Genomic DNA, 26,423 nt, shown 5'->3' with positions numbered 1-26,423 from the left:
TGCTGCAATTCAGGGAGCCAGAGATGGACCGAGACGAGCTGACTTTTGACGAATATGACGAGCTGATCAATCCGACGAGCCAAGAAACGGACTTTGATCGGATCGTGGAAACCGCCCTTTCGCGCCGTGGATTTCTGGGCGGGGTCATGAGCTTTGGCCTTGGATCGTTTTTGGTTGGCACAACCGCCTTGACCCGCGAGGCGCAGGCCGGTGATCGGTTCGGATTCGAACAAGTTGCCGCCAACACCGAAGACACTATCACCCTACCGGATGGCTTTGAATGGCAGACGGTTGTGCAATGGGGCGATCCGCTGTGGTCGGATGTACCCGAATTTGACGATGCCACCCGAGGCACAGCCGCCAGTCAGGCGCGTGCCTTTGGCGACAACAATGACGGCATGGCGATCTTTACCAAAGACGAACGCACTGTCATGGCGATCAACAACGAATACACCAACCGCAAGATCCTGTGGGGCAACCGACCTGAAGGCGAGCCGGTCGACTCTGATGACATTGAAAAAAGTATGATGGCGCATGGTGTGTCTGTGTTTGAAGTTGCACGGGATGACGCGGGCCAATGGCAGGTGGTGAAAGACAGCGATCTCAATCGCCGTATCACCCCGCGCACAGAAATGGACCTGACCGGGCCGGCAGCGGGCCACGATATGTTGAAAACTGCGGCCGAACCGACCGGTACCAAGACCCTTGGCACCTGGAACAATTGCGGCAATGGCGAAACACCCTGGGGCACGTACCTCACCTGCGAAGAAAACTTTAACGGTTACTTTTCAACCGAAGATGAAGCCCATGAAGTCAGCGCCGAGCTGAAGCGTTACGGCGTGTCTTCCAAAGACTGGGGGTATGGCTGGGCCAGGGTGGATGACCGCTTTGACGTAGCCAAGCATCCCAACGAGCCGAACCGCGCGGGCTATGTGGTTGAGATTGATCCGTTTGATCCAACGTCGACTCCGAAGAAACGCACGGCTTTGGGGCGGTTCAAACATGAAAATGCGGCCGTAGTAATTGCGGCCAACGGCAAGGCTGTTGTTTATCTGGGAGATGATGAACGTGGGGAGTTTCTGTACAAATTTGTCTCGGCAGGCACCTACTCGGCGACAGGTGATAACACTGACCTACTGGAAGCCGGCGATCTGTTCGTGGCTAAGTTTCATGACGATTTGCGGGGCGAATGGTTGGCGCTGACACCAGAGAAAACTGGCATGTCGGAGGCTGAAATCCGAATTCACTCCCGTCAAGCAGCATCACATGTGGGCGCAACCACAATGGATCGCCCGGAATGGGTCGCTGTGAACCCAACCAAGGTTGAATCCTATGTGGCACTAACCAACAACAAGAATCGCGGCAAAAAGCCAAATGCAGGCGGGGATGACACTTCGGTCAATGGGCCCAACCCGCGTGACAGGAATAAATACGGTCAAATCCTGCGTTGGATCCCGGACAATGAAGATCACGCCTCCGCCGAGTTTGACTGGAACCTGTTCGCATTGGCGGGCAATCCTGACGTGCATGATGATGCCTATGCCGGATCGCCAAACATCAATTCGGGCAATATGTTCAACTCGCCCGATGGCATGGCGTTTGATGAAACCGGCCTGTTGTGGATTCAAACCGATGGAAAATACACCAACGAAGGTGACTTTGCCGGGATGGGCAACAACCAGATGCTTTGCGGGGACACTGCCACTGGAGAAATTCGTCGTTTTATGGTGGGCCCGAAAGAGTGCGAAGTGACCGGTGCATGTTGGTCACCAGATCGCCGCACTATGTTCGTTGGAATCCAACACCCCGGTGAAAAAGGCAACTCTCATTTCCCCAGGGGTGGAACCTCAGTACCGCGGTCGGGTGTATTCGCCATCTCTCGCACCGATGGTGGCTTGATCGGCTAGCATCCAAGAAGCTCAAACCGACGCATTTCAGACCCAATTTTCGCACCCCGGTCACCCACATGACCGGGGGTTTTCTTTTTGGATGGACGTTGGCGCAGGGCGAGACTAGCATCCGCCCAAAGCGAGGATGAGGGGAAGAGACCATGGCCGTCAGCAAGAATGTGAAAACCTATTTTGATGGCGCGTGGCATGACAGCGATGTTCCGGTTATGGGGGCTGCGGATCACGGCAGCTGGCTGGGCACCACAGTGTTCGACGGTGCGCGATACTTCGATGGAATGACCCCTGATCTTGAGGCACATCTGGCCCGTGTCAATCGGTCGGCGGCAGCGCTGATGCTGAACCCGACAGTGTCTGTCGAAGACATGCTCGAGATTACGCGCGAAGGCCTGAAACGGTTTCAGCCGGATGAGGCGGTTTATATCCGCCCAATGTACTGGGGCATCGATTCGAACATGGATTACAGCGCCATTGCCCCCACCAAGGATAAAACAGGTTTTGCCATTTGCCTTGAGGCAATTCCAATGGCTAAACCGGACGCCACCACCAGCCTGACCCGAACACGCTTTCGCCGCCCTGTCCTTGAGGATGCAGTTGTGAATGCCAAGGCGGGCTGTCTTTATCCCAACAACGCGCGCATGCTGGTCGAGGCTCGATCAAAGGGGTTTGCCAACGCTTTGGTCGCTGACGCGATGGGCAATGTGGCAGAAACCGCCACAGCCAATGTCTTTATGGTCAAGGACGGAGAGGTGTTCACGCCCATTCCAAACGGCACCTTTCTGGCTGGCATCACCCGTTCACGCCACCTGACCAACATGCGGAGCGACGGTTTGTTGGTGCATGAAAAGGTTCTGTCATTCGAAGACTTTGCGGGCGCCGACGAGGTATTCCTGTCAGGCAACATGGCAAAGGTGACACCGGTGACATCCTTTGACGACCGTCAATATCAGGTTGGTCCTGTCACCCGTCACGTGCGTGAAATGTACTGGGACTGGGCATCATCGAATTAATCATAGGCAAAGATTCATCTATTGCCCTGATGCTCTCTTACGGCCATGCTCTAACCTGAATGGAGATCTGATATGCGTAAGTTTCTTGTCGTACTGGATGACAGCCGTGAATGCCTGAATGCGATGCGTTTTGCCGCAATGCGCGCGGCGCATACTCAAGGCGGTGTGCAGATTTTATCGGTCATTCCTCCAGATGAATTCAACCATTGGATTGGCGTCGGTGACATCATGCGGGAAGAAGCCCGCGAACGGATCAACGCGCATTTCGAAGTATTCGCCAAATGGATGCGTGACAAACAAGGGGTCGACCCCGAGCTTGTGATCCGGGAGGGCGAAGTCGTTCGGGAAATCCTTGATCAGATCAGCGAAGACAAAGACGTCGGAGTGCTGGTTCTGGGCGCTGGGGACGACAAAAAGGGGCCGGGTCCGCTGGTTACGCAAATGTCGCGCAATTCAGGCAACCTGCCGATTCCAGTGACCATTGTTCCTGGCGATTTGTCAAAAGAACGGCTGGAAGCAATTACCTGACATGCTTCGCCAAACCATTCTAAGTGCACTTTGCGCGATTGGCTTGTCGACCGCAGCAAAAGCCGAAGCCTACTTGGATTTCACCTGTATACGGGGCAATTCCGAAACCTGTTTTGTTTTGCTGGAAGGCACCATCGACAAGGGTCTCACGGAACGGTTTGAAAAATTTGTCGAAGACGAAGGTGTCGAGGGTAACCGCCTGATCATCAATAGCCCCGGCGGGAATCTGGCCGAAGCTCTGAAATTTGGCCGGTTGTTACGAGACTGGGAATGGAACACACGCGTCGGCAGTAGCGAAGGTATGTTCCGCAATTCCGATGGTTCCTTGGACTTGCACGGTTTGGAAGACTACCCTCCAGGCGGGCGCTGTGAAAGTGCTTGTGCTTATGTGTTTATGGGCGGTGTAAACCGGGTCATGCATTCTGATAGCCTGATTGGGTTTCACCGCTTCAAGGCCGCGGGGCAAACTATTGACGGAGAATCGGCCCAAGCCATTTCGGGACAGTTGATTTCCTATATTCTCGAGATGGGCGTAGACGCACGAGTATTTGTGGTGGCCAGCGCAGAGAATAGCCAAAGCATGTATCACGTCGATGCAGAACAAGCCCGCGAATATGATCTTGTGACACCTCCGGGCTACGCGCCTTTTATCCTCAAGCCTTACCGGGACGGGATTATTGCGTCCTCGGAACGCACCGATTCAATCAGAATGTATGATCTTGCGGATCAGATTTCTGCGTTCTGCAAGGGCGGCACGCCGGGTCTTTTGGTGCGTTCCAAGGAACACGGACTAACAGGTGACGAAAAAGCCAGCCTTTGGGCCATGGTCGATGAGCAAGAGTTCGAATACCCCGCATCCTCAGTCAAACTGATCGTTTCAGATGAAGCAGCCTTCATCTCGGCCACGATTGATGATGCAATGGCAAACGCCATGCTTGAAGGGCAAGAGTTGTTCACAGCTTTTGGCTTTGCCAATTACGCTGGTGGGGAATATTCGGTGAATTTGATCCTATCCGATATGGACAGGCAAATGCTCGCCGCTGCATTTCGTTATTGTATTGGCTAAGGCAGTTTAGAACTGTTCCAAACCTTGACACCGCGCAGCAAGAAGCGCATATCCATTCCTGACAAGAAAGGTCTGCCAATGTTCATCCAAACTGAATCGACTCCGAACCCAGCAACGCTGAAATTTCTGCCCGGGCAGACCGTTTTGGAAATGGGCACTGCAGACTTCCCGACCGCGACAGGCTCAGACGCCTCTCCTCTGGCGGCGCGCATTTTTGCGGTCAAAGGTGTGAGCGGTGTATTCTTTGGCAATGATTTTGTCACAGTCACCAAAGCGGATGATATCGAATGGGACCATGTGAAACCCGCCATTCTGGGCGCCATTATGGAGCATTTCCAATCGGGTCAGCCAGTGATGGCTGGCGAGGCCGCCGCGCCTTCGGGCCACGCAGAGCACGACGGACCGGACGGTGAAATTGTTGGACAAATCAAAGAATTGCTCGACACACGGGTGCGCCCGGCCGTTGCGCAGGATGGCGGCGACATTACGTTCCACGGATTTGATCGCGGCGTTGTCTATCTGCACATGCAGGGCGCCTGCGCGGGCTGCCCGTCATCAACGTTGACCTTAAAAATGGGCATCGAGAACCTTCTGCGCCACTACATTCCCGAAGTGACCGAGGTGCGCCCCGTTGCCGTCTGAACCTTTGGTTCTGGGATTTGACACATCGGCCGCGCATTGTGCGGCCGCTTTGCTATGCGGCGATCAGATACTGGCTTCCCATGCTCTGGATATGGGCCGGGGACAGGCCGAGCATTTGATGCCGTTACTGGAAAAAACCTTGTCTGATGCTGGCCACCTCTGGGGCGACCTTGATGCGATCGCGGTGGGCGTCGGGCCCGGCAATTTTACGGGCATTCGCATTTCTGTATCTGCGGCGCGAGGGCTGGCGCTCGCTTTGGAGATCCCTGCCATTGGCGTGTCGACTTTTGACGCCACTTCTTTTGGTCAGGCAGGTTCTCATGTTTCTACCGTGCCCGCCCCGCGCGATCAGGTCTATGCTTGTGAACCCGGCGGCACCCCAAGGTTGGAAGTCGCGCCTTTGACACCTGAGGTGACCGTTCTGACCCCACCCGCCGCGCCCCAGCTGGTCGCGAATATCGCGCGTGTGGCCCAAGACCGAATGGATACCTCTGACCGGCCTGCCCCGCTGTACATCAAAGCCGCAGATGCGGCTCCACCTCGCGATCCGGCCCCGACTATTTTGCCATGACACCCGAAGATCTCGCAGCACTCTATCAATCTGCCTTTGCCGATAGCCGGGGTTGGTCGGCACAGGAGTTTACCGAGTTACTGGCCTCGCCTTTCTGCTTTGTCGTCGGGGGGGAAAATGGCTTTGCCATTGGTCGCGTGATTGCGGATGAAGCCGAATTGTTGACCATCGCAACACACCCACCTCAACAACGCACCGGATTTGGTCGGCAAAGTCTGTTGGCTTTTCAAACCCACGCAGCCGCACGTGGCGCGACCACGGTTTTTTTGGAAGTCGCTGCTGACAACACGCGGGCAATTGCTCTTTATGAGTCGGAAGGCTGGGCACAGACGGCCTTGCGCAAGAGATATTACGCTCGCTCAGGCGGCATTTTCGTCGATGCGCTCATCCTGACACGGTCACTTCCCTGACGTCAGCATAGGAATCCTTGGAATCCTGACCAAATCGTCAATACTCCCTTGACCCTTGCGGGTCTCTGCGGCCTTAATCGCAGATGATCTGACTGGATCAATGAGTCCAACGGGCCGGAACAAAACTAAAAATGGCCCGAATAACACTTGGGAGAGATACATGACCCTGATGAAAAAATTCCTCGGTGCAGCTGCTGCCGCGGCCTTGACCGCTGGTGCTTCGCTTGCTGAACCGGCCCTGATTTTCGACCTTGGCGGCAAGTTCGACAAATCTTTTAACGAGGCAGCCTTTCGTGGCGCGCAACGTTGGGCAGATGAAACCGGCGGCAAATTTCTGGAAATCGAACTGCAATCCGAAGCCCAGCGCGAGCAAGCCTTGCGTCGCTTTGCCGAGGCTGGTGCCAATCCGGTGATCACTACTGGTTTTGCCTTTGCAACCCCGGTTGAATCTGTGGCTGGTGACTATCCTGATACCAAATTTGTCAACATTGATGGCTGGATGCCCGAAGTGCCTGCGAACGTGCAACTGATCGGCTTCCAAGAGCACCAGGGCTCGTATCTGGTTGGCATGCTGGCAGCGATGTCCTCCAAAACCGGTACTGTCGGCTTTATCGGCGGTATGGACATCCCGCTGATCCGTCACTTTGGCTGCGGATATGCCCAAGGTGCTAAGGCCGTGAACCCAGACATCAAGATTGTCGCCAACATGACCGGCACCACCCCTGCAGCATGGAACGACCCAGTTAAGGGCTCTGAGTTGACCAAAGCTCAGATCAGCCAAGGCGCAGACATTGTCTATGCAGCGGCTGGCGGCACGGGCGTGGGTGTTCTGCAAACCGCTGCCGACGAAGGCATCCTGTCAATCGGCGTAGACAGCAACCAGAACCACCTGCATTCGGGCAAGGTTCTGACCTCGATGACAAAGCGCGTGGACGTGGCTGTTTATAACTCCATGATGGCCGGTGCTGAGATGGAAACCGGTGGTTTCACAACGCTTGGCCTTGCCGAAGAAGGTGTTGGCTGGGCTCTGGACGAGCACAACGCGCCGTTGATCTCGGACGATATGAAAGCCGCCGTGGAAGACGCGCGCGCTAAGATCATTAGCGGTGATCTTGAAGTTGTGGCTTACTATACCAACGACAGCTGTCCTGCGTACGACTTCTAAGCCAGCAAGAGAACAAGCAAAGGGCCGGACCACCGCGGTGCGGCCCTTTTTGCAAAAGGAATACGATGTCACACGCGATTGAGAGTTTTTTTGCGGCCTGGGGCGAATCCAATCCGGATATCCGCGAGACGGTCTTGCGCGCCAGCCTGTCCGATAAAGTGTCTTACGCCGATCCTCGCACCTCCGGGATCATCCCCAGTGTTGACGAGCTTGTCGAATATGTCGGGATGTACACGCAAATGGCACCCGGTGCGACAGCACGACTGGCAGGCCTCTCAGAAACACAAAACAGCTTTCGCGCCACCGTTGAATTCCGTCTTGCGGACGGGAGAACGCAGCTTGGCCAATATTTCATTGAAACTGACGACCAATCCCACCTTTGTCGCATGGTCGGATTTGTCGGTCTGGGAGAGCCTGAATGACCGCCCCTGCAATTGAACTCAAAGGCATCTCCAAAGCCTTCGGCCCCGTTCAGGCCAACAAAGATATCTCGATCTCCGTGCAGCCAGGAACAATTCACGGCATTATTGGCGAAAATGGTGCGGGAAAGTCGACACTGATGTCGATCCTTTATGGCTTCTACAAAGCCGACAAAGGCGAGATATTCATCAAAGGCGACAAAACCCAAATTCCGGATAGCCAGGCTGCCATCGCGGCGGGCATCGGTATGGTGTTCCAACACTTTAAACTGGTCGAAAACTTTACCGTTCTGGAAAACATCATTCTTGGCGCCGAAGAAGGTCGCCTGCTGCGCCCATCCTTGGCTAAGGCGCGCAGAACTTTGTCGCATCTGGCAGAAGAATACGAATTGAATGTCGATCCCGATGCGCTGATCGAAAACCTAAGCGTCGGACATCAACAACGTGTAGAAATCCTCAAGGCGCTTTACCGTCAGGCTGACATTCTGATTTTGGACGAGCCGACGGGTGTCCTCACGCCTGCCGAAGCCGATCAACTGTTTCGAATTCTGGATCGCCTGCGTGAAGAAGGTAAAACGATTGTCCTTATCACCCACAAGCTGCGTGAGATCATGGAGATCACCGACACGGTAAGCGTGATGCGTCGTGGCGAAATGACGGCGACCGTAAAAACATCTGAAACCAGCCCTGAACACCTGGCGGAGTTGATGGTGGGTCGCAAAGTTCTGCTGCGAGTCGACAAAAAGTCCGCCTCACCGGGCGATGTGGTTCTGGAAGTTGAAGGGCTTCGCGTGATCGATGACAAAGGTGTTCTGCGCGTGAAAGGTATCGACCTTACTGTGCGCGCCGGGGAAATCCTCGGCATTGCTGGCGTGGCCGGAAATGGACAGTCTGAACTGCTCGAGGTGTTGGGCGGGTTTGCAGATGGCAAAGGCAACATTCGCATCAACGGTGAAGAGCTTGATCTCACTGGCAAGTACAGCGATGGCCAATCACGGCGCGCCCGTGGCATTGCCCATGTCCCCGAGGACCGCCAACGCGAAGGCCTGATTATGGAATACACCGCGTGGGAAAACACCATTTTCGGGTATCACCTCGATCCGACTTATCAAAAGGGCATCCTGATGGATAATGTCGGCATACAGGCCGAAGCACAGGCCAAAATGGAGCGGTTTGACGTACGCCCACCTCACCCCAAACTGGCTGCCAAAAACTTTTCTGGCGGAAACCAGCAGAAAATTGTCCTGGCCCGTGAAATTGAACGCAACCCGGATCTGTTGCTGATTGGTCAACCCACCCGGGGTGTCGACATTGGCGCGATCGAGTTCATTCACCAACAGATCATCAGCCTGCGCGATCAAGGCAAGGCGATCTTGCTGGTCAGCGTTGAGTTGGAAGAAATCCTATCCCTCAGCGACCGTATTGCGGTCATGTTTGATGGGCACATCATGGGCGAACGCATGCCGGACCAAACAGATGAGAAAGAATTGGGCCTTCTGATGGCAGGTGTCACCCAAGAACCGGCGGCCGCAGATTACAAAGTTGTGGACCAGCAATTCGCTTTGCAGGACCAAGAGTTGGGGGGAGCATAAAATGGAAAAGATGCCACATTGGGCTGACATTGTCCTGATCCCTCTTATCTCACTGATCCTTGCAGCAATGCTGTCAGCCTTGGTGATCCTTGCGATTGGCGAAAGCCCGGTTGACGCCTTTAACCTTATGGTTCAGGGCGCGCTGATGCGCTCGGCGGGCTGGGGTTATACGCTTTATTACGCCACTAACTTTATGTTTACCGGCCTTGCTGTCGCGGTCGCATTTCATGCCCGTATGTTCAATATCGGCGGTGAAGGCCAGGCGATGCTGGGTGGTTTGGGTGTGGCTTATGTTTGCCTTTTCATTCCATGGCCGCATTGGTCATTGGCGCTGATCGGGGCCAGCCTTGGGGCCGCCATGTTTGGCGCACTTTGGGCCGTAATTCCGGCCTATCTTCAGGCCAAGCGCGGCAGCCACATTGTTATCACCACGATCATGTTCAATTTTATCGCAGCGGCCTTGCTGAACTATTTCCTTGTTAACGTTCTGCGCCCGCCACGTTCGATGGATCCCGCCACAGCCACCTTCCCCGAGGCGACACATCTGCCGTCGTTCCGCGATATGTTCTCAACCGCTGAGACAATTATGTTTCGCGGTGCGCCCGCCAACGTAACGTTCTTCATAGCTGTTGCGGCCTGTGTGCTGGTCTGGTTCTTGATCTGGCGCACCAAACTTGGCTACGAAATTCGCGCCTTCGGGCACTCCGAAACCGCCGCAAAATATGCCGGCATCTCGCCCGTGAAAATCACAGTTATTTCTATGGTGATCTCGGGTGCACTTGCGGGCATGATGTCGATCAACACCACAATGGGCGAAAGCGAACGATTGGTTTTGAACTCGACCGAAGGCGCCGGGTTTATCGGCATCGCGGTCGCCCTGATGGGTCGCAGCCATCCGTTTGGCGTGTTTCTTGCCGCGATCCTGTTTGGGTTTCTTTATCAGGGTGGTGCGGAACTGGCCCTTTGGACCAATATCCCACGCGAACTGATTGTGGTTATTCAGGCTTTGGTGATTTTGTTTACGGGCGCTTTGGACAACATGGTCCGCATGCCGCTTGAAAAGATATTCCTCGCATTTCGCAAGGGAGACGCCTGATGGATTTTCTGACCCTTCTGCAATTGCTGGACACCACGGTTCGTCTGGCCACTCCCTTGTTGCTGGCCTGTCTGGCAGGACTCTATTCGGAACGCGCAGGCATTTTTGACATCGGTCTTGAAGGTAAAATGCTGGCAGCAGCGTTCTTTTCGGCCGCGTTTGCCTATAGCACCGGATCGGTCTGGCTTGGCCTTCTTGCCGGAATTGGCGTGTCCTTGGTTCTTTCGGGCATCCACGGTCTTGCGTCGATCACCTTCCGAGGCAACCAGTTGATTTCGGGATTGGCGATCACCATGCTTGCAGGCGGCATGACGGTTCTGATCGCGCAGGATTGGTTCAAACAAGGTGGGCGCACACCGCAATTGGAAGGGGCGGCGCGGTTCGAACCGATCACTCTGCCCTTTGCCGAGACACTTCGCGAGGTGCCGTTTATCGGCCCGCTATATTACGAATTGATCTCTGGCCATCCGATCCTTGTCTATATTGCCTTTGCGTTGGTTCCTCTGACGTGGTGGATCTTGTTCCGCACACGATTCGGTCTGAGATTACGTGCCGTTGGAGAAAACCCAGCCTCGGTGGATACAGCCGGTGTTTCGGTTGTGGCCCTGCGCTATTCGGCCGTGATGATCTGTGGCGTACTCTGTGGCCTTGCGGGGGCCTATCTGGCGACCGCCCTGCAAGCGGGCTTTGTCAAAGACATGACGGCTGGGCGCGGGTACATCGCATTGGCGGCTCTGATCTTTGCCAAATGGCGGCCGTGGTACGCGCTGTGGGCGACATTGCTGTTTGGATTATTCCAGGCTCTCGAACTGCGACCAGACCTGATTCAACAGGTCATTGGCGTCAAAGTGCAGGTCCAATTGCTAGGCGCATTGCCCTACATTTTAACCGTCGTGATTCTGGCAGGCTTCGTCGGTAAGGCAATTCCACCTCGGGCAGGTGGCGAGCCTTACGTAAAAGAACGCTAATCTAAGTCCAAAATTTGGTTTTTAACCTGTCCAAGCCGCTTGGGCAGGTTGCCATGCTGCACTGCGACACGCTAACAGTGGTTATGCAGATATACTTACCGATAGCCGAAGTCTCAGTAAACGCGTTCCTGTTGTTAGGGTTGGGCGGTATCGTCGGGATTCTGTCGGGCATGTTTGGTGTCGGCGGCGGGTTTTTGATGACACCGCTTTTGTTTTTTATCGGTATCCCCCCGGCTGTTGCTGTGGCGACCGAAGCCAACCAAATCGTTGCCTCCAGTTTCTCAGGCGTCCTTGCGCATTTCAGGCGAAGGTCTGTTGATCTTAAAATGGGCGTGGTTCTGCTGATCGGCGGGCTTGTTGGGGCTGCACTTGGGGTGATGTTATTCAACTACCTCAAGTCGATGGGTCAGGTCGATCTGCTGGTCAAACTTTGCTACGTTGTATTTCTTGGCATTATCGGTGGATTGATGTTCATCGAAAGCCTGAATGCGATCCGCAAATCGCGCAAGAACTCAGGCCCGGTTAAGCGCAAGAAACATAACTGGATTCACGGCCTGCCCTTCAAAATGCGTTTTCGTGTGTCTGGCCTCTATATCTCAGTGATTCCGCCCCTTATCGTTGGCCTTTGTGTTGGTGTGTTAGCGGCAATCATGGGCGTTGGTGGTGGGTTCATCATGGTGCCCGCGATGATTTACCTCTTGGGCATGCCAACCAAAGTCGTCGTCGGAACCTCGCTGTTTCAGATCATTTTTGTCACCGCCTTCACGACCCTTCTACACGCCACCACCAACTATACTGTGGACATGGCCCTGGCAGTTTTGTTGTTGATCGGTGGTGTCGTCGGCGCCCAGATCGGCACCCGTATCGGCACCAAACTAAAGGCAGAACAACTGCGCATTCTTCTGGCCATGATGGTGTTGACGGTGTGTGGAAAGCTGGCCTTTGATTTGCTGGTGATGCCATCTGAGCTGTATTCTTTGGGCGCGAGCGGGGGGCACTGATATGTTCATCCGTTTAATCACCCTCTTTTCGCTCCTGTCGTTACCCTTGGCCGCTGAAGAAGTTGTCCTGGGCATGAGCCAGGATCGGGTCGCGATCACCGCCAATTTTGACGGCTCTGAAATTCTGCTGTTTGGCGCGGTCAAACGCGAGAGCGCCATTCAAGATGACCCGCCTTTGGAGGTTGTGATTGCGGTTGCCGGCCCATCTCACCCGGTCAGCGTGCGCTATAAGGAAAAAAAATTCGGCATCTGGATCAACACGGAAAATGTGGAAGTGGACGCGGCACCCAGTTTTTATGCGGTCGCGACAAGCAAACCTTTTGACGAAGTCATGAACCACGTCGAAGATTTGCGGTACAAAGTGTCCATTCCTCGGATGATCCGATCTGTCGGCGCCCCAATGGACGTTCAGGACGCACAGCGTTTTCCGGATGCGGTCATGCGCATCCGAGAAGCCAACGGATCGTATCAGCTTCGTGAAAACTCGGTGATTGTGGATCAGCAAACTCTGTTTCGCACGTCCATCACGATGCCCGCGAACCTGACCGAAGGGGACTACGTGACGCGTATTTTCCTGACACGCGGCGGCGAGGTGGTCTCCCAGTTTGAAACCACGATCGACGTGCGCAAAGTGGGCCTGGAACGCTGGCTGTTTAACCTGTCACGTGAACAACCGCTGTATTACGGCCTTTTGTCTTTGGCGATTGCCATTGCGGCAGGCTGGGGTGCATCAGCGGCCTTCCGGATGCTGCGCCAGGGCTAAGCAACAGGGCGAGATGCAATTTGCGAAATGGTAAGGCAGAGCGTCTCGAAAGCTCTGCTACCCACGCCCAATGTATGGCATCTTGGTGGCCATCACAGTCATGAACTGGACATTTGCGGACGGCGGCATACTCGCCATATGCACAACGGACTCTGCCGCATTTTTTACATTCATCGTTGGCATAAGTTCGGCGCTGGGATCAGCTGCCAATATGCGGGCGTTCAGATCTTCAACCATTTCGGTGCGGGCATTTCCGATATCAATCTGACCGCACGCAATATCAAAAGGACGACCGTCCAGTGAAAGGGTTCGGGTCAGCCCGGTAATCGCATGTTTGCTTGTCGTGTAAGAAACTGATCCAGGGCGTGGATTATGCGCAGATAATGACCCGTTATTGATGATCCGCCCACCTTGCGGCGACTGTTTGCGCATATGCCCAAACGCGAGACGCGCGCAGATGAACATGCCCCTGATATTGACGTTCATCACATGTTCAAAATCCTCAAGTGCAATCTCGTCAATTGGGCCAGCCACCCCAAACAACCCGGCATTATTGAACAACACATCTAATCGGCCAGCTTGGCCCACAAACTCGGAAAAGACCTCTTCCATACGTGCCGCATCCGTCACGTCACCGGCAAGTACGACCGCATTTTCATGGCTTTCAGCCAGTTTGTGTAGCTTTTCAGCCCGTCGCGCCACCAAACCAACCCGCCAGCCGGCCGCCAGAAATTCCCGCGCTGTTGCCTCGCCAATGCCCGAGCTAGCGCCGGTGATCAGGACCGATTTCATGTTGTTTCCTCTTCAAGCTTCAGCGGTGCAGGCGCCACACGCAAGTCATCTACGCGGAGCGGCCCCGTTGGGCGCGATAGCCGGTTTCTAACCACCCATATCAGACGCTCCTGAGCTCGGGTGATCGCAACATAGGCCAACCGCTTCCACAGTGGCTGTCCGGCTTCCACGCGGCCCATTTTGGCTGCTACGTATAGATCCGGTGCGAAAACCTGAACATTCTCCCATTGCGAGCCTTGCGCCTTGTGTATCGTAACGGCTGATCCATGCAGGAACGTAGCCCCCATACGCGCAGCGAACGGGATAAACGGCTCTTCCTCGTCGGGTATCTCGATCTTCACGATGGACGCGGCCGACACTTGTGGATCTTCTGCACCAATCACGTGCAAACGGGAAAATCCGGGTTTTCGACCCGGCCCCAGATAAATTACCTGAGCGCCCTTGATCAGCCCGCGCGCCTCAAGATCAAGCCGTTTCTTGCGATGCTTTGAGGGCAATTCCAGCCCATCACAGATCAACGGCTCCCCCTCAAGCAGCATATCTTCAGGCGCGCCATGCACAGATCGAAACGCGTTGATCAGTCGTATGCGGGTCGCATTACGCCACACCAGAACCGGTGAGCGTGCCATCAGATCAACTTCAACCCTTTGTCCCCAAACCACACGCTCATCTTTGCGGGCTGTTTCTTCGATCAGTGTCTCAAAGTCGTGGAACTCAAGCGCCGGGTCTGCCAGCGCATGTGCCAGATCCAGGATTGGATTGTCGGCGTCCTGTCGGTGAATGCGTTGAAGTTCAAATTTGGCCGGCGCAGGCAGACGTTCAAAAACCATTGACCCAGACTGGTTCACCGGAGCCAGCTGTGCCGGATCGCCAAACAACAACAGTGTTGGAAAGATTTCTTTGAGGTCTTCGAACTGCTTCTCGTCCAGCATCGACGCTTCATCGACGAGACCAATGTCCAGAGGTTCATCCCGGCGTTTCCAACCAGTGATAAAGTCTGATCCGCGAAGTCCGGCGGATGCCAGCGCACCCGGAATCGATTTGTGGGTTTGGTAAAAGGCCATAGCACGATCCAAAGCCTCAATGGTCAGACCTTCAATCTCAGGACGTTCGCCGTTGCCCTGCAACCATTCTGCGATGCGTTCATACTCTGGGTCATAGACTGGCGTATAGATTATTCGATGAATCGTCGTTGCGGGGACGCCGCGCATTCTCAGAACACTTGCCGCCTTGTTCGTTGGCGCAAGAATAGCCAACGTGCGCCGGTCTTTGCGTCGCTTGCCTTCATAGTCGCCCGAGACGATATCAACCCCGGCCGCCTCCAACTCTTTCACCAGTTCGGCCAGCAGCAGTGTCTTGCCTGACCCAGCCTTGCCGATCACCGCTGCAACCGAAGATTTCCCATCGCGCGGCGGCGTTAACAGGCTGTCTTCAAGGTCGACACCTGCGCTTCGCAGCATCTCAGAAATGCTGTCAAATGCTTCGGCCTGATCGTGGGAAAGAGTTAGCGCGTTGTCCATGAGGCGACCCTACAGTCGCCCCGAAACAAGCGCCAGTTCTCAAAGTGAAAATCAGGCGATACGCTGCGCCGGTTGATCGGTGGTCACCAAGTCACCAAAGGCCAGGTTAAACCAACGTCGCGACGTTTCAGGCGGTATGCCAGCCTTTTCGGCCACGGACAGACGCGCCTGTTCAGTGAAACTCCACAGACCAACGCTAATCTGATCACGACCAGTTCCCATGGCACCCAGCACCTCAGGAGATGAGCCAATCATGCGATAGATGCGCACCATGCGCGCGTCAAACACGCCCACATAGTGTTCCACACCAAATCCGCTCATGACCTCCCCTCCCGCCAGCATCAGTGCGGCAGCGGTGCGCGGTTCGGCAGTTCGGGACAAACAAAAACGTGTGCACTCCCAGATCAGAGGGCTTGAAATGCGTACCCCGTCCGTCAGATTTAGGAAGTGGTCATTAACCATACAAGGACCAGTTGTCGGCAATAGTCGCATCGACCCTCCGTGCGTTCCATCAGGTTTCTCCCAGATCACGTACAACGGGTTGAGCCCGTCATATTCGTCGAGTTCTTCCCCCTTGTCATCAATGTCGACTTCCCAGCCAAGGCGGGCTTTGAACTGGTCCGCGCGGTCCTGAAACATCGTGCGTTTCAGTCTGGGAAAATCATTAAGATCGTTAGCATAAACATAGCGGATCATCGTTACATCCCTCCCTTTCGATATAGAAAAGAGCTAACGGGACAGGGTTAACGACGTCCTAACGCGCGCCAAAAAATTAACCAATTCAGACAATGATCAAACCACGGCTAAGCGCGCGAGCCACCGCATGAGTGGTATTGAGAGCGCCCAGTTTTGAGCGGGCTGATTCAATATAGACCCTCAGCGTGTGCTCGGAAATTGTAAGTGCCTCGGCCACTTGCGCGCGACTGTACCCCATCGCGATCAGAGTCAGGGCGTCAATTTCGCGAGGCGACAGATTTCGCGATTTTTCCGGTTTTCGACCCGGTTCAAGTTCCAGAGCTTTTTGATTGAACTCATGCGCGATCAGGATCAGGTCGCGCCGATTCGACTCAGTAAACCGTTCCCACTCCATGTCGCCGCAATGATGACTGGCCGTGAACAGAGCGAACTGTCCGTTGGGTCCACGGATCGGCACCGAAAATCCCTGGTTTCCAATTCCATGTGCAATTGCATCTGCCTGAAAGCTGCGGGCCGGTTTGGAAGACCAATCGAGCCGCTTCCAGTCGACAGGGTGAAATCGTTGGTAACAGCCGACAATGACCGGATCGACCCGCAGATAATCCTGATCCAGATATCGCTGAACCCAATCACTCGGATAGGTCCCACAGCCATATTGATCACCAGCAGAGTTAACCCAGTGATAGACAAGGTGATCGACGCGAAAATGTTTTCTCAGGGCGACGATAGACTCTTGCAAATCTTCAAGCCCGAGTGCTTGCCCGAGTGCTTCGAGAATGAGTTCTCGGCGATGCATCATCCCCATTTACCACCAACCCTGCCATATCGGATGCCAAAACAATCTCAGAGGCCGCGAATAACCGGGTTTCATCCAGCTGTTCGGCGAGTGCGTTCAGATCATTCGCCTGAGCGAAGGCTTCCAAATCTGCGAGAACGTCAAGTATCCATTCGTGCTTCATCTTTTATTCTCGGGCTGAGTGGTTAACGAAAAGTTAACATAAGGATACCACGAGGATAGTCCGCTCATAAATTCACCGCTTTGCACTCCCCCAAAATAGCGAGGCCTGAATTTGCAAGTTGTTGTTTTGCAATAAAGACCCCACCTCAAACGCAAATCACCCGCGAGTCCGGCAAGGGAATCGCGGGTGATTCGGGCATTAACCCTTTTGGCAATATTAACGCATTGGATCGGCTACTTCCCGGCTTCCAGTACGTCTTCCAAAGTGCGCAAACCGGTTTTCGGAGCTTGCACCAACACGGCCATATTGCCCGGCTTGTGTTCGTTCTTCAGCATCTTCATATGTGCCGCAGGAATCTCATCCCACTCAAAGACTTCTGACATGCAGGGATCCAAGCGGCGGTCAACCATCAGGCGGTTGGCAGAGGCAGCTTGCTTGAGGTTGGCAAAGTGCGAGCCCTGCAGACGCTTTTGGTGCATCCACATGTAGCGCACGTCAAATGTGGTGTTGAACCCAGAAGTACCGGCGCAAATCACAACGATCCCACCTTTTTTTACAACCAGTGTTGAAACCGGGAAAGTGGCTTCTCCGGGGTGCTCAAACACCATGTCGACGCTGACGCCTTTGCCGGTGATTTCCCAGATTGCCTTGCCGAACTTGCGCGCTTCTTTCAGCCACTCATTGTATTCGGGGCTGTTCACAATCGGAAGCTGGCCCCAGCATTTGAAATCTTTGCGATTGATGACACCCTTGGCGCCCTGATCCATAACAAACTGGCGCTTGCTTTCATCGGAAATCACGCCGATTGCATTTGCGCCGGCAGTGTTGGCCAATTGGATCGCATAAGAGCCCAGACCACCTGACGCCCCCCAGACCAGAACGTTTTGGCCAGGTTTCAGCTCATGTGGGTGGTGACCAAACAACATGCGATAAGCCGTGGCCAATGTCAGCGTATAACAGGCGGACTCTTCCCAAGTCAGGTGCTTGGGACGTGGCATCAATTGCTGCGCCTGAACGCGCGTGAACTGCGAAAACGACCCATCGCCAGTTTCATAGCCCCAGATCCGCTGAGTGGGCGAGAACATCGGGTCGCCCCCATTACATTCTTCGTCGTCACCGTCATCCTGGTTACAGTGGATCACGACCTCGTCGCCCACTTTCCAGTTGTTGACTTTGTCACCCACGGCCCAAACGATGCCCGCAGCATCAGAACCGGCGATGTGGTAGTCTTGCTTGTGAACGTCAAACGGTGAAATCGGCTGACCCAGGCCGGCCCAGACACCATTATAGTTCACGCCCGCAGCCATCACGAGAACAAGCACCTCGTGGCTATCGACCTGCCAGGTATCGACAACTTCGACCTGAAAAGATTTGTCAGGTTCACCATGACGATCACGACGGATCGCCCAAGAATACATTTTCTTAGGTACATAGCCCATCGGGGGCATTTCGCCGACCTCGTAAAGATCCTTTTCGGGGGCTTCGTAGGCGGCAATCCCGCTGTCGGTGTCCAGAGCCATTTTTGTCTCCTGATGTTGAACTTGTGCCGCGATGCAGAATCGCGGTTTCTGAAATTGAAATATCCACGGCTTTGAAATATTGCAACTGCAAACCGGAGTATTTTGTAACTTTATGACCGAGCAGTTGCAGAAAATCTTGCTGCAACTGCAAATCTACTTGAGCAGATGCCGGATGGAATTGGCGTAAAATGCCAAGGCTTCGGTCTGCTCGGGGTTAGGTGCGAAGCAGCCGTTCTTTTTGATAATCATCCGCCGCTCAATCAGCATACGTAACCCGACTTCTGTGGCGTAACTCAGATCATCACGCGGCAGGTGAATATGCGCATCGTTCAATTTGACCACCCAACCGGCAAATCGGGCTTCGACAGCCGCGCGTGAAATTGGGGTCTCGGCATCTTCGATAATCGACGCGACCATGGGCACAGGCAACACCGGAACAACGTCTTCGATCCGATGCTTAAGTTCACGTGCGAGGTCTTCGGTCATGTCGATGTGAGTGGATTTGTTGAACTCTGCCAGAGACAGCGGGTGACCAAAGCTGACGGCCGCATAGCCAAACTTGTGGTAGCGGCCGCGAATCCGCAACCAGATGTGCTTTAGAAAGAACCCCGCGATCACGCTGATCTTGGCGCGAAATCCTTTTCCGCCCCGCCCCAAAGCTTCTAGCAGGATACGGTCTTCCAACACACGGTCGTAGTTCAACGCCACCGGCACAAACACCACATCGCGCACATCTGGGTTAAAACCGTCGGTGATATACTTCAGCAACCCCAGCTTTGGCTCGCGGGGGGCCCCATCCAGCGACAACCCGCCTTCGGGAAACATTGCCTGTGTCACACCTCCGTCTGTGGCCAGCCGCACATACCGCGCCAAAACCTTACGATAGAGCGCATTACGCGATGTTCGACGGATGAAGTATGCGCCCATTGCCTTGATCAATCGCGACAATGGCCAGACCCGCGCCCATTCCCCCACAGCATAGGCCAAGGCCGAACGCTCGGCGGCCAGATACGTCACCAGCACATAGTCCATGTTGGACCTGTGGTTCATCACGAACACGACTGTTGAATCCTTAGGGATATTCTGCAGGCCGATTTCGTCGAAATAGGCCAGACGCACCCGGTACAATGACTGACTTATGAAACGTGCCAATCGAATTGCGATCCCAAAATAGGCCGAAGCGCTGAACGACGGTACAATTTCGCGGGCGTAGCGTTTGGCCTCTTCAAAGGCGACGTTCTCAGGAATGCCCTGCTTGCGGGCGTGCTCTACAATCGCCTGTGTTACGTCAGGGTGGTACATCAGACGCTGGATCATATCGTGTCGCCGCGCGAGCTTGAATGGCTCAATGGGCCGCTCGAGCCTTTGATTCAATCGCGAAACGGCCCGTTCCATCCGGCGGCGAAAAAACCACCGCACAGACGGGAACAATAAGTGGCTGGCCGCTGTGACTGCGGCAAACAGCAGAATCAGCACAAAAAGCCAAATAGGAAGTTCGACTGTCGATGTCATCCCCGGACCCTTACAGGACGACGCCTGCGGGTAAATGAAAAAATGAACGTTTTTGTTGCTCTTATTGTAATTCCCGGACCATACCCAATGCTGTTTGCAATTCCAGATGGATTATCTGGTATGCGGCAATGCTGCATTCTGTGCATGCAAAAGGAATTTGCCGCGATGCAGCGAATTGACTTGTGCATGATATTTCGAATATCTACGCTCTGACGCAACAAAGTTACCGCACCGATTCAAGAGGACGCCCCATGTCGCAGCCGCAGAAAGACCGCCCCTGGCTGATCCGAACCTATGCCGGACACTCCACCGCCAAAGCATCGAACGCGCTCTATCGCTCGAACCTTGAAAAGGGCCAGACCGGGCTTTCGGTCGCCTTCGATCTGCCAACCCAAACCGGTTACGATAGCGACCATGTTCTGGCGCGCGGCGAAGTCGGCAAAGTCGGTGTACCGGTCTGCCATCTAGGAGACATGCGCGCCCTGTTTGACCAAATCCCGCTGGATCAAATGAACACGTCGATGACAATCAATGCCACCGCGCCTTGGTTGTTGTCTTTGTATATCGCTGCTGCCGAAGAACAGGGCGCGGATATCTCCAAGCTTCAAGGCACCGTGCAAAACGACCTGATTAAGGAATACCTGTCGCGTGGCACCTATATCTGCCCGCCCAAACCATCGCTCAAGATGATCGCGGATGTGGCCGAATATTGCTATACTAACGTGCCTAAATGGAACCCGATGAACGTGTGTTCCTATCACCTGCAAGAAGCGGGCGCGACACCCGAGCAAGAGCTGGCTTTTGCTTTGGCGACAGGCATCGCTGTTCTGGACGCTTTGAAACCCCGTGTGGCCCCCGAAGATTTCGGTCCAATGGTCGCGCGGATTTCGTTCTTTGTGAACGCAGGTATTCGATTCGTCACCGAGATGTGCAAAATGCGCGCCTTTGTCGAACTGTGGGATGAGATTTGTCTGGAACGCTACGGCGTGACCGACCCCAAACACCGCCGCTTCCGTTATGGCGTTCAGGTGAACTCTTTGGGCCTGACCGAACAGCAACCTGAAAACAACGTCTACCGCATACTGATCGAAATGCTGGCCGTGACCCTGTCGAAGAACGCCCGTGCGCGGGCTGTGCAGCTCCCGGCATGGAACGAAGCGCTTGGCCTGCCGCGTCCATGGGATCAGCAGTGGTCGATGCGCATGCAGCAGATCATGGCATTCGAGACGGACCTTCTGGAATACGATGATCTGTTTGATGGCAACCCGGCCGTGGATCGCAAGGTAAACGCCCTGAAAGACGGGGCACGCCACGAGTTGGCGACACTGGATTCTATGGGCGGCGCCATTGGCGCCATCGATTACATGAAATCGCGTCTTGTCGATTCCAACGCAGAACGCCTGAACCGCATTGAGGCAGGTGAAGTTGTCGTCGTCGGCGTCAACAAATTCCAACAGGGCGAGCCATCCCCTCTGATGACCGGCGATGGCGGCATCATGGTTGTCGACCCTGCTGTTGAACAAGAACAGATTGATCGCCTGAACGCATGGCGCGATGAACGTGACGAAGCGGCGGCTCAAACCGCTCTGGCTGATCTGCGCGCGGCTGCGCAAAATGGTGACAACGTGATGCCGGCTTCAATCGCTGCAGCCAAAGCGGGGGTCACCACAGGTGAATGGGCCGCTCAAATGCGCGGTGTGCATGGCGAGTATCGGGGCCCCACTGGTGTTTCTGCATCCCCGTCCAACAAAACCGAAGGGTTGGACGACATCCGCCACTCGGTCGACGCAGTTTCGGACAAACTGGGTCGACGTCTTAAATTCGTCATCGGCAAGCCGGGTCTTGATGGCCACTCAAACGGTGCCGAGCAAATCGCGTTCCGTGCTCGCGACTGTGGCATGGACATTGAATATGACGGCATTCGCCTGACACCTGAAGAACTCGTGACCTCGGCCCTTGAGACCAAGGCGCATGTGGTTGGTCTTTCAATCCTTTCCGGATCTCATATTCCGCTGGTTGAGGACATGATGGATCGCATGCGAGAGGCGGGCTTGGGCGATATCCCGGTTGTTGTGGGGGGCATCATCCCAGACGATGACGCAGATCGCCTGCGTGCCATGGGTGTCGCCCGCGTCTACACGCCCAAAGATTTTGAGCTGAACACCATCATGCAGGACGTGGTAACTTTGGTTGATCCCAAGGCCGTTGCTGCCGAGTAAAAAGATCTTAGTTTGACGTGCAAAGCCCCGGGCCATGGCCCGGGGCTTTTGCCTTCGGCGAGAGTATTTTTGACAAGGTGAAGAATTGGCGTTGATCCCGGACTTTGGGCTGATATCCTGCGTCTTCTGAACAAGGAGAATGACCCATGACAGTCCACATCGGCGCCAAACCCGGCGAGATTGCCGAAACCGTCCTTCTACCGGGCGATCCCTATCGCGCCAAATGGGCTGCAGAGACATTCCTTTCTGATGTTGTCTGCGTCAATGAAGTGCGCGGCATGCTGGGGTTCACGGGGACATGGAAAGGTAACCGGGTTACCATTCATGGCTCGGGCATGGGCATGCCGTCATTATCGATTTATGTGAATGAGTTGATCCGTGACTATGGCGCGCAAACTTTGATCCGCATTGGATCCTGCGGTGGCATGCAAGACAGTGTAAAAGTCCGCGATGTGATCATCGCCATGGCGGCATCCAGCATCTCGACCCCGTCGCTTGGCATTTTCAAAGAGTTCAACTTTGCCCCCAGCGCCGACTGGAGCCTTTTGAAGGCAGCTGTCGAAGCCGCGGAAGCCAAAGGAACACCGACCCATGTTGGCGGAATTTACTCTGGTGACGTCTTTTATGACGAACGCCCGGACCTGAACGAACAAATGACCCGTCACGGCATTCTGGGCGTCGAGATGGAAGCCGCAGAGCTGTACAATCTGGCCGCGCGTTACGGACGCCGTGCCTTGGCGGTTCTGACCGTCAGCGATCATCTGTTGACCGGCGAAGCCTTGCCCTCACAAGATCGGGAAAGCAGCTTTGGTGACATGGTCGAAATCGCTCTAGAGGCGGCTTTTGCCTGACAACAGATCAACCAGTTCCTTAAGCGGTGCGGGCAAGATGCCCGCGCGCGTCTCAATCCCCAAATGGGCCGGACGCGAAAGTCGGTAGGTAAACGGCGCAACAAGCGCCCCACTCTGCAGATGCCGCGCCACAAGTGGTCCGTGCCCCATCAAAATACCTGCACCATTCAAGGCATCGTCAACCGCCAAAGCATAGAGCGAATGCACAGGCCCACGCGGTGTGATATGATCTGCTCCAAAGCTGCTTAGCCATAGCCCCCAATCCTCTGCCCAGGTCGCGTCGTGCAAGCATGGCAAAACGTTCAGGTCATCGATGCTATCTACCTTCGCCGCCAAATCCGGTGAGCACACCGGGAAGAGCACATCTTGCGCAATAGCCGCCCCTCCCTCCTCCATAAAGAACAGCGAAAGATCAAAAGGTTCCCGCCCAAGGTTTGGGGGCGTCTCCATAGCTGTGACTGACAAAACGAGATCAGGCATCGCCGTCCGCAACGCTGGCAGTCGTGGCGACAACCACAACTGGGCAACCGAGGGTAAGGCAGCCAGCTGAATACGGTTCGGGCTGGTGGCCTGCCGCAACTGGCGCACGGCCTCTCCTATCTGATCGAATGCCTGTGTCATGGCTGGCAAAACCATGCCGCCGGCTTCTGTTAGGACGACGCCTTGCGCTTGCCTCTCAAACAAAGGCGCACCCGCCCATTGCTCAAGCTGTTTCACTTGCTGGGCAATGGCCCCCGGTGTCACGCACAATTCATCCGCTGCTCGGGTAAACCCATTAAGACGAGCAGCGGCTTCGAAAGATCGCAAGGCGGTTAGTGGCGGCGACGGTGGGCGTGGTGGTTTGACGGGCATGGCATGAGCCTTAGTTTTTCTATGCCTAGAATAGATGAAAACTGGTTTGCGCGAAAGGGGTCTTGGGTGTTCAGTGCTGGTAAGCCGACAACCGGAGACCTGACATGACTCATCTTACTAGCCGCCCTTGGGTGCCCGCCCACTGTGAAGCACTTGTGCAAAATATCGCTAAAAAGACGTCCACAACATCCAGCGCAGCCCTCAACGCGCACCTTGATGCTCTGGTGCAGCAAAACCGCCAAATTCACGAAGGCGATTGTTTTAACCTGAATCCGGCGACCAACGTCATGAACCCGCGCGCCGAGGCCATGCTGGCCAGCGGCCTTGGTAGCCGTCCTTCGCTGGGCTACCCCGGAGACAAATACGAAATGGGTCTCGAAGCCATTGAAGAAATCGAAGTGATTGCCGCCGAACTCAGCGCCGAAGTTTTTGGGGCAAACTACGCCGAAATTCGCGTGCCCTCAGGTGCTATTGGCAATCTTTATGCCTTTATGGCGCTGGCAAATCCCGGCGACAGAATTATTGCTCCCCCTGCCCCGATTGGCGGCCACGTGACACATCATGCTGATGGGTGCGCCGGCCTATACGGGCTACAAAGCCACGCTGCTCCGGTCGACAAGGATGGGTATACGGTCGATCTCAAGGCCCTCGCAGAGTTGGTACGTACCGAAAAACCCAAGTTGATCACAATCGGAGGTTCGCTAAACCTATGTGAACACCCGGTGCGTGAAATCCGCGAGATTGCTGACACGATTGGGGCAAAGGTTCTGTTCGATGCGGCGCATCAATGTGGAATTATCGCAGGCAAAGCCTGGAAGAACCCGCTTGACGAAGGCGCGCATCTGATGACCATGAGCACCTACAAGAGCCTTGGCGGCCCACCCTCTGGGCTGATTGTCACCAACGATGCCGACATCGCCGAGCGGCTCGATGCAATCGCCTTTCCGGGCATGACAGCCAACTTTGACGCCGCAAAATCTGCCGCTCTGGCGGTGACCTTGCTGGACTGGCGCGATTTTGGCGAAGCCTATGCCGACGCAATGATCGACATGTCCAAAGCACTGGCCGCAGCACTGAGCGCCAATGGACTTCCGGTGTTTCAAACCCGGCACGGAGCGACACTATCCCACCAGTTTGCAATCGAAGCCGCAGGTTTTGGTGGCGGTCAGGCAGCCTCAAAAACCCTGCGCAAGGCGGGTTTTCTGGCTTGCGGCATCGGCCTGCCGATTGATCCGGTTGATGGCGACATGAACGGGTTGCGAATTGGCACACCCGAACTTGTACGTTGGGGTATGACAGCACAGGACGCGCCCGAGCTTGCCCGGTTAATCACAATGGCCCTGCGCGCGAATGACCCGGCGAGCCTCGCGCCTGAAGTGGCCGCATGGCGGCAAAGTTTTGACTCGCTGCACTTCATGCACCCATGACCTTCACCATTTTAAAGTACTCCGGGGTGAGCGTGGTCTTTGCCCTGCAAAGGCGACGTGAGGAGCAACGCCCCTTACCTACCGCCCGTGGCTGCGATCATACTGATTGTGTGGTGGACTTTGCCATCCCTCTAGCGCGCCGGGTTCCGGCTCGAACACCTCAACCAATAGTGGAAAACAGGCCGCCATGTCAGAGCTGTGCTCGGATGAACAATCCCCGCCCGGACAAGCGCTGAGGGCACCGAGTAAATCAATCTCGGCAAGAAACTCGAGATAATCTCCGGGGCGCACCGGGCTGGCCTTCATGAAATATTGTCCGGTGTCGCGGGTGAAACCAGTGCACATAAAGACGTTCAGCACATCGTGCACATGCTTTTCGGCCTCGACCAGTGACAGGCCAGCCCCAAAGGCGAGCGCACGGGTCAGGTTGGAATGACAACAATGGTGATACTGTGTCCCCGCCAAAAGATTGCCAGTATACGGGTCGCAACGCGTGCCAATGACATCATGAACCGATCCTCCATACGGGTCGATTCCATACCAGCCCAACGTATCCGTCGTGACTGTTGCCATTGGGCGCAGATGTGGAAACGATGACCACATGCGTTCACCCGTGGTGATATGGGTGCCATGCAACGCCCGTGTTTTACCCGAATAGAACTTCTCGCACAGATCATTGGCATTCCAAAGGTTCAGATCACCCACCTGAGATCCCTCGACCGAGCTGATCCGAAAGAATTGCCCAGCCGCCACCCGAAAACACGCCGCATCCCGCGCAGGCACAAGCACTTCGGCTACCTTCTTAGCGCCCTTACGCGCGGCGTCATAAAGCGCCATCGGCGGTGTCGGCAACGTGTCATTGGGATAGCAAATCACAGGCTCAATGGCCTGACGGGCGGCGGCGTCTGCTGGTTTGGTCACGTCAATTCCTCGCATA

General features: G+C 55.1%; 25 protein-coding genes. 17 read left to right on the top strand and 8 right to left on the bottom strand.

Annotation, left to right across the window (positions count from 1 at the left end):
- The first annotated feature begins 23 nt into the window (after window positions 1–23).
- From BUC32_RS05110 to BUC32_RS05045, 14 genes are all read left to right on the top strand, one after another.
- Window positions 24–1,907: a PhoX family protein gene (locus tag BUC32_RS05110; RefSeq protein WP_073250190.1), complete on the top strand. Its 1,884-nt coding sequence runs from the start codon at window positions 24–26 to the stop codon at window positions 1,905–1,907.
- Window positions 1,908–2,050: 143 nt separating this feature from the next.
- Window positions 2,051–2,917 (top strand): branched-chain amino acid aminotransferase, encoded by an 867-nt coding sequence (locus BUC32_RS05105; protein ID WP_073250187.1) that lies wholly within the window; start codon window positions 2,051–2,053, stop codon window positions 2,915–2,917.
- 72 nt (window positions 2,918–2,989) lie between these two features.
- Window positions 2,990–3,445: a universal stress protein gene (locus BUC32_RS05100; protein WP_073250184.1), complete on the top strand. Its 456-nt coding sequence runs from the start codon at window positions 2,990–2,992 to the stop codon at window positions 3,443–3,445.
- A 1-nt stretch (window position 3,446) separates the two neighbouring features.
- The gene (locus BUC32_RS05095; protein ID WP_073250181.1) at window positions 3,447–4,511 is read left to right on the top strand and encodes a COG3904 family protein; all 1,065 of its coding nucleotides are present in this window, start codon (window positions 3,447–3,449) and stop codon (window positions 4,509–4,511) included.
- A 78-nt stretch (window positions 4,512–4,589) separates the two neighbouring features.
- Window positions 4,590–5,153, top strand: coding sequence for a NifU family protein (locus BUC32_RS05090; protein WP_073250504.1), 564 nt, complete (start codon window positions 4,590–4,592; stop codon window positions 5,151–5,153).
- Window positions 5,143–5,724: a tRNA (adenosine(37)-N6)-threonylcarbamoyltransferase complex dimerization subunit type 1 TsaB gene (gene tsaB, locus BUC32_RS05085; RefSeq protein WP_073250178.1), complete on the top strand. Its 582-nt coding sequence runs from the start codon at window positions 5,143–5,145 to the stop codon at window positions 5,722–5,724. Before BUC32_RS05090 ends, tsaB begins: the two co-directional genes overlap by 11 nt.
- Window positions 5,721–6,134, top strand: a complete 414-nt coding sequence (locus tag BUC32_RS05080; protein WP_073250175.1) for a GNAT family N-acetyltransferase — start codon at window positions 5,721–5,723, stop codon at window positions 6,132–6,134. Before tsaB ends, BUC32_RS05080 begins: the two co-directional genes overlap by 4 nt.
- Before the next feature lie 160 nt (window positions 6,135–6,294).
- Window positions 6,295–7,299 (top strand): BMP family lipoprotein, encoded by a 1,005-nt coding sequence (locus BUC32_RS05075; RefSeq protein WP_073250172.1) that lies wholly within the window; start codon window positions 6,295–6,297, stop codon window positions 7,297–7,299.
- A gap of 65 nt (window positions 7,300–7,364) precedes the next feature.
- Complete coding sequence (locus BUC32_RS05070) at window positions 7,365–7,721, top strand: hypothetical protein (protein ID WP_073250170.1); 357 nt, start codon at window positions 7,365–7,367, stop codon at window positions 7,719–7,721.
- A complete protein-coding gene (locus BUC32_RS05065; RefSeq protein ID WP_073250167.1) occupies window positions 7,718–9,310 on the top strand; it encodes an ABC transporter ATP-binding protein in 1,593 nt (530 codons plus the stop codon). Before BUC32_RS05070 ends, BUC32_RS05065 begins: the two co-directional genes overlap by 4 nt.
- Before the next feature lies 1 nt (window position 9,311).
- Window positions 9,312–10,406 (top strand): ABC transporter permease, encoded by a 1,095-nt coding sequence (locus BUC32_RS05060; RefSeq protein WP_073250165.1) that lies wholly within the window; start codon window positions 9,312–9,314, stop codon window positions 10,404–10,406.
- On the top strand, window positions 10,406–11,374 hold the full coding sequence (locus BUC32_RS05055; protein WP_073250162.1) for an ABC transporter permease: 969 nt from the start codon (window positions 10,406–10,408) through the stop codon (window positions 11,372–11,374). Before BUC32_RS05060 ends, BUC32_RS05055 begins: the two co-directional genes overlap by 1 nt.
- 83 nt (window positions 11,375–11,457) lie before the next feature.
- Window positions 11,458–12,375 (top strand): sulfite exporter TauE/SafE family protein, encoded by a 918-nt coding sequence (locus BUC32_RS05050; protein WP_073250503.1) that lies wholly within the window; start codon window positions 11,458–11,460, stop codon window positions 12,373–12,375.
- A 1-nt stretch (window position 12,376) separates the two neighbouring features.
- Complete coding sequence (locus tag BUC32_RS05045; RefSeq protein ID WP_073250159.1) at window positions 12,377–13,138, top strand: TIGR02186 family protein; 762 nt, start codon at window positions 12,377–12,379, stop codon at window positions 13,136–13,138.
- 57 nt (window positions 13,139–13,195) lie between these two features.
- Here BUC32_RS05045 and BUC32_RS05040 read toward each other — a convergent pair whose 3' ends face one another.
- From BUC32_RS05040 to BUC32_RS05010, 6 genes are all read right to left on the bottom strand, one after another.
- On the bottom strand, window positions 13,196–13,930 hold the full coding sequence (locus BUC32_RS05040) for an SDR family oxidoreductase (RefSeq protein WP_073250155.1): 735 nt from the start codon (window positions 13,928–13,930) through the stop codon (window positions 13,196–13,198).
- The gene (locus BUC32_RS05035; RefSeq protein ID WP_073250152.1) at window positions 13,927–15,450 is read right to left on the bottom strand and encodes an ATP-dependent DNA helicase; all 1,524 of its coding nucleotides are present in this window, start codon (window positions 15,448–15,450) and stop codon (window positions 13,927–13,929) included. Before BUC32_RS05035 ends, BUC32_RS05040 begins: the two co-directional genes overlap by 4 nt.
- Before the next feature lie 51 nt (window positions 15,451–15,501).
- Window positions 15,502–16,146, bottom strand: a complete 645-nt coding sequence (locus BUC32_RS05030) for an acyl-homoserine-lactone synthase (protein ID WP_073250149.1) — start codon at window positions 16,144–16,146, stop codon at window positions 15,502–15,504.
- 85 nt (window positions 16,147–16,231) lie between these two features.
- Entirely contained in the window at window positions 16,232–16,951 is a 720-nt protein-coding gene (locus tag BUC32_RS05025) for a helix-turn-helix transcriptional regulator (RefSeq protein WP_073250146.1), read from the bottom strand.
- Window positions 16,952–17,338: 387 nt separating this feature from the next.
- Window positions 17,339–18,625, bottom strand: coding sequence for a crotonyl-CoA carboxylase/reductase (gene ccrA, locus BUC32_RS05015; RefSeq protein ID WP_073250140.1), 1,287 nt, complete (start codon window positions 18,623–18,625; stop codon window positions 17,339–17,341).
- Window positions 18,626–18,778: 153 nt separating this feature from the next.
- Window positions 18,779–20,137: a 1-acyl-sn-glycerol-3-phosphate acyltransferase gene (locus BUC32_RS05010; RefSeq protein WP_073250137.1), complete on the bottom strand. Its 1,359-nt coding sequence runs from the start codon at window positions 20,135–20,137 to the stop codon at window positions 18,779–18,781.
- A gap of 251 nt (window positions 20,138–20,388) precedes the next feature.
- Here BUC32_RS05010 and BUC32_RS05005 point away from each other — a divergent pair, with 251 nt between their 5' ends.
- Together BUC32_RS05005 and deoD are read left to right on the top strand one after the other, a co-directional pair.
- A complete protein-coding gene (locus BUC32_RS05005) occupies window positions 20,389–22,356 on the top strand; it encodes a protein meaA (protein WP_073250134.1) in 1,968 nt (655 codons plus the stop codon).
- A gap of 146 nt (window positions 22,357–22,502) precedes the next feature.
- Window positions 22,503–23,207: a purine-nucleoside phosphorylase gene (deoD, locus tag BUC32_RS05000; RefSeq protein WP_073250131.1), complete on the top strand. Its 705-nt coding sequence runs from the start codon at window positions 22,503–22,505 to the stop codon at window positions 23,205–23,207.
- On the opposite strand, the gene BUC32_RS04995 is transcribed toward deoD, so the two are convergent.
- Entirely contained in the window at window positions 23,187–24,059 is an 873-nt protein-coding gene (locus BUC32_RS04995) for a LysR family transcriptional regulator (RefSeq protein WP_073250129.1), read from the bottom strand. The two genes, deoD and BUC32_RS04995, sit on opposite strands and share 21 nt — an antisense overlap.
- Before the next feature lie 104 nt (window positions 24,060–24,163).
- Here BUC32_RS04995 and BUC32_RS04990 point away from each other — a divergent pair, with 104 nt between their 5' ends.
- Window positions 24,164–25,486, top strand: a complete 1,323-nt coding sequence (locus BUC32_RS04990; protein ID WP_073250126.1) for a serine hydroxymethyltransferase — start codon at window positions 24,164–24,166, stop codon at window positions 25,484–25,486.
- Window positions 25,487–25,564: 78 nt separating this feature from the next.
- On the opposite strand, the gene BUC32_RS04985 is transcribed toward BUC32_RS04990, so the two are convergent.
- Window positions 25,565–26,407 carry an urea carboxylase-associated family protein gene (locus BUC32_RS04985; protein ID WP_407695241.1) on the bottom strand — a complete coding sequence of 281 codons (843 nt, stop codon included), beginning with the start codon at window positions 26,405–26,407 and terminating at the stop codon, window positions 25,565–25,567.
- Window positions 26,408–26,423 lie beyond the last annotated feature (16 nt).

The organism is Shimia gijangensis (assembly GCF_900142085.1).
Lineage (GTDB): Bacteria > Pseudomonadota > Alphaproteobacteria > Rhodobacterales > Rhodobacteraceae > Shimia > Shimia gijangensis.
This window is presented reverse-complemented; position numbering and strand designations above follow the sequence as displayed.

Bases quoted from the DNA above. Each gene is read 5' to 3' on its own strand.
- BUC32_RS05045 (WP_073250159.1), top strand. From the start codon at position 12,377: ATGTTCATCCGTTTAATCACCCTCTTTTCGCTCCTGTCGTTACCCTTG.
- BUC32_RS04995 (WP_073250129.1), bottom strand. From the start codon at position 24,059: ATGCCCGTCAAACCACCACGCCCACCGTCGCCGCCACTAACCGCCTTG.
- BUC32_RS05070 (WP_073250170.1), top strand. From the start codon at position 7,365: ATGTCACACGCGATTGAGAGTTTTTTTGCGGCCTGGGGCGAATCCAAT.
- BUC32_RS05100 (WP_073250184.1), top strand. From the start codon at position 2,990: ATGCGTAAGTTTCTTGTCGTACTGGATGACAGCCGTGAATGCCTGAAT.
- BUC32_RS05030 (WP_073250149.1), bottom strand. From the start codon at position 16,146: ATGATCCGCTATGTTTATGCTAACGATCTTAATGATTTTCCCAGACTG.
- deoD (WP_073250131.1), top strand. From the start codon at position 22,503: ATGACAGTCCACATCGGCGCCAAACCCGGCGAGATTGCCGAAACCGTC.
- BUC32_RS05075 (WP_073250172.1), top strand. From the start codon at position 6,295: ATGACCCTGATGAAAAAATTCCTCGGTGCAGCTGCTGCCGCGGCCTTG.
- BUC32_RS04990 (WP_073250126.1), top strand. From the start codon at position 24,164: ATGACTCATCTTACTAGCCGCCCTTGGGTGCCCGCCCACTGTGAAGCA.
- BUC32_RS05105 (WP_073250187.1), top strand. From the start codon at position 2,051: ATGGCCGTCAGCAAGAATGTGAAAACCTATTTTGATGGCGCGTGGCAT.
- BUC32_RS05025 (WP_073250146.1), bottom strand. From the start codon at position 16,951: ATGGGGATGATGCATCGCCGAGAACTCATTCTCGAAGCACTCGGGCAA.
- BUC32_RS05080 (WP_073250175.1), top strand. From the start codon at position 5,721: ATGACACCCGAAGATCTCGCAGCACTCTATCAATCTGCCTTTGCCGAT.
- BUC32_RS05090 (WP_073250504.1), top strand. From the start codon at position 4,590: ATGTTCATCCAAACTGAATCGACTCCGAACCCAGCAACGCTGAAATTT.
- BUC32_RS05010 (WP_073250137.1), bottom strand. From the start codon at position 20,137: ATGACATCGACAGTCGAACTTCCTATTTGGCTTTTTGTGCTGATTCTG.
- BUC32_RS05110 (WP_073250190.1), top strand. From the start codon at position 24: ATGGACCGAGACGAGCTGACTTTTGACGAATATGACGAGCTGATCAAT.
- ccrA (WP_073250140.1), bottom strand. From the start codon at position 18,625: ATGGCTCTGGACACCGACAGCGGGATTGCCGCCTACGAAGCCCCCGAA.
- BUC32_RS05095 (WP_073250181.1), top strand. From the start codon at position 3,447: ATGCTTCGCCAAACCATTCTAAGTGCACTTTGCGCGATTGGCTTGTCG.
- BUC32_RS05055 (WP_073250162.1), top strand. From the start codon at position 10,406: ATGGATTTTCTGACCCTTCTGCAATTGCTGGACACCACGGTTCGTCTG.
- BUC32_RS05035 (WP_073250152.1), bottom strand. From the start codon at position 15,450: ATGGACAACGCGCTAACTCTTTCCCACGATCAGGCCGAAGCATTTGAC.
- BUC32_RS05005 (WP_073250134.1), top strand. From the start codon at position 20,389: ATGTCGCAGCCGCAGAAAGACCGCCCCTGGCTGATCCGAACCTATGCC.
- BUC32_RS05060 (WP_073250165.1), top strand. From the start codon at position 9,312: ATGGAAAAGATGCCACATTGGGCTGACATTGTCCTGATCCCTCTTATC.
- BUC32_RS05065 (WP_073250167.1), top strand. From the start codon at position 7,718: ATGACCGCCCCTGCAATTGAACTCAAAGGCATCTCCAAAGCCTTCGGC.
- BUC32_RS05040 (WP_073250155.1), bottom strand. From the start codon at position 13,930: ATGAAATCGGTCCTGATCACCGGCGCTAGCTCGGGCATTGGCGAGGCA.
- BUC32_RS05050 (WP_073250503.1), top strand. From the start codon at position 11,458: ATGCAGATATACTTACCGATAGCCGAAGTCTCAGTAAACGCGTTCCTG.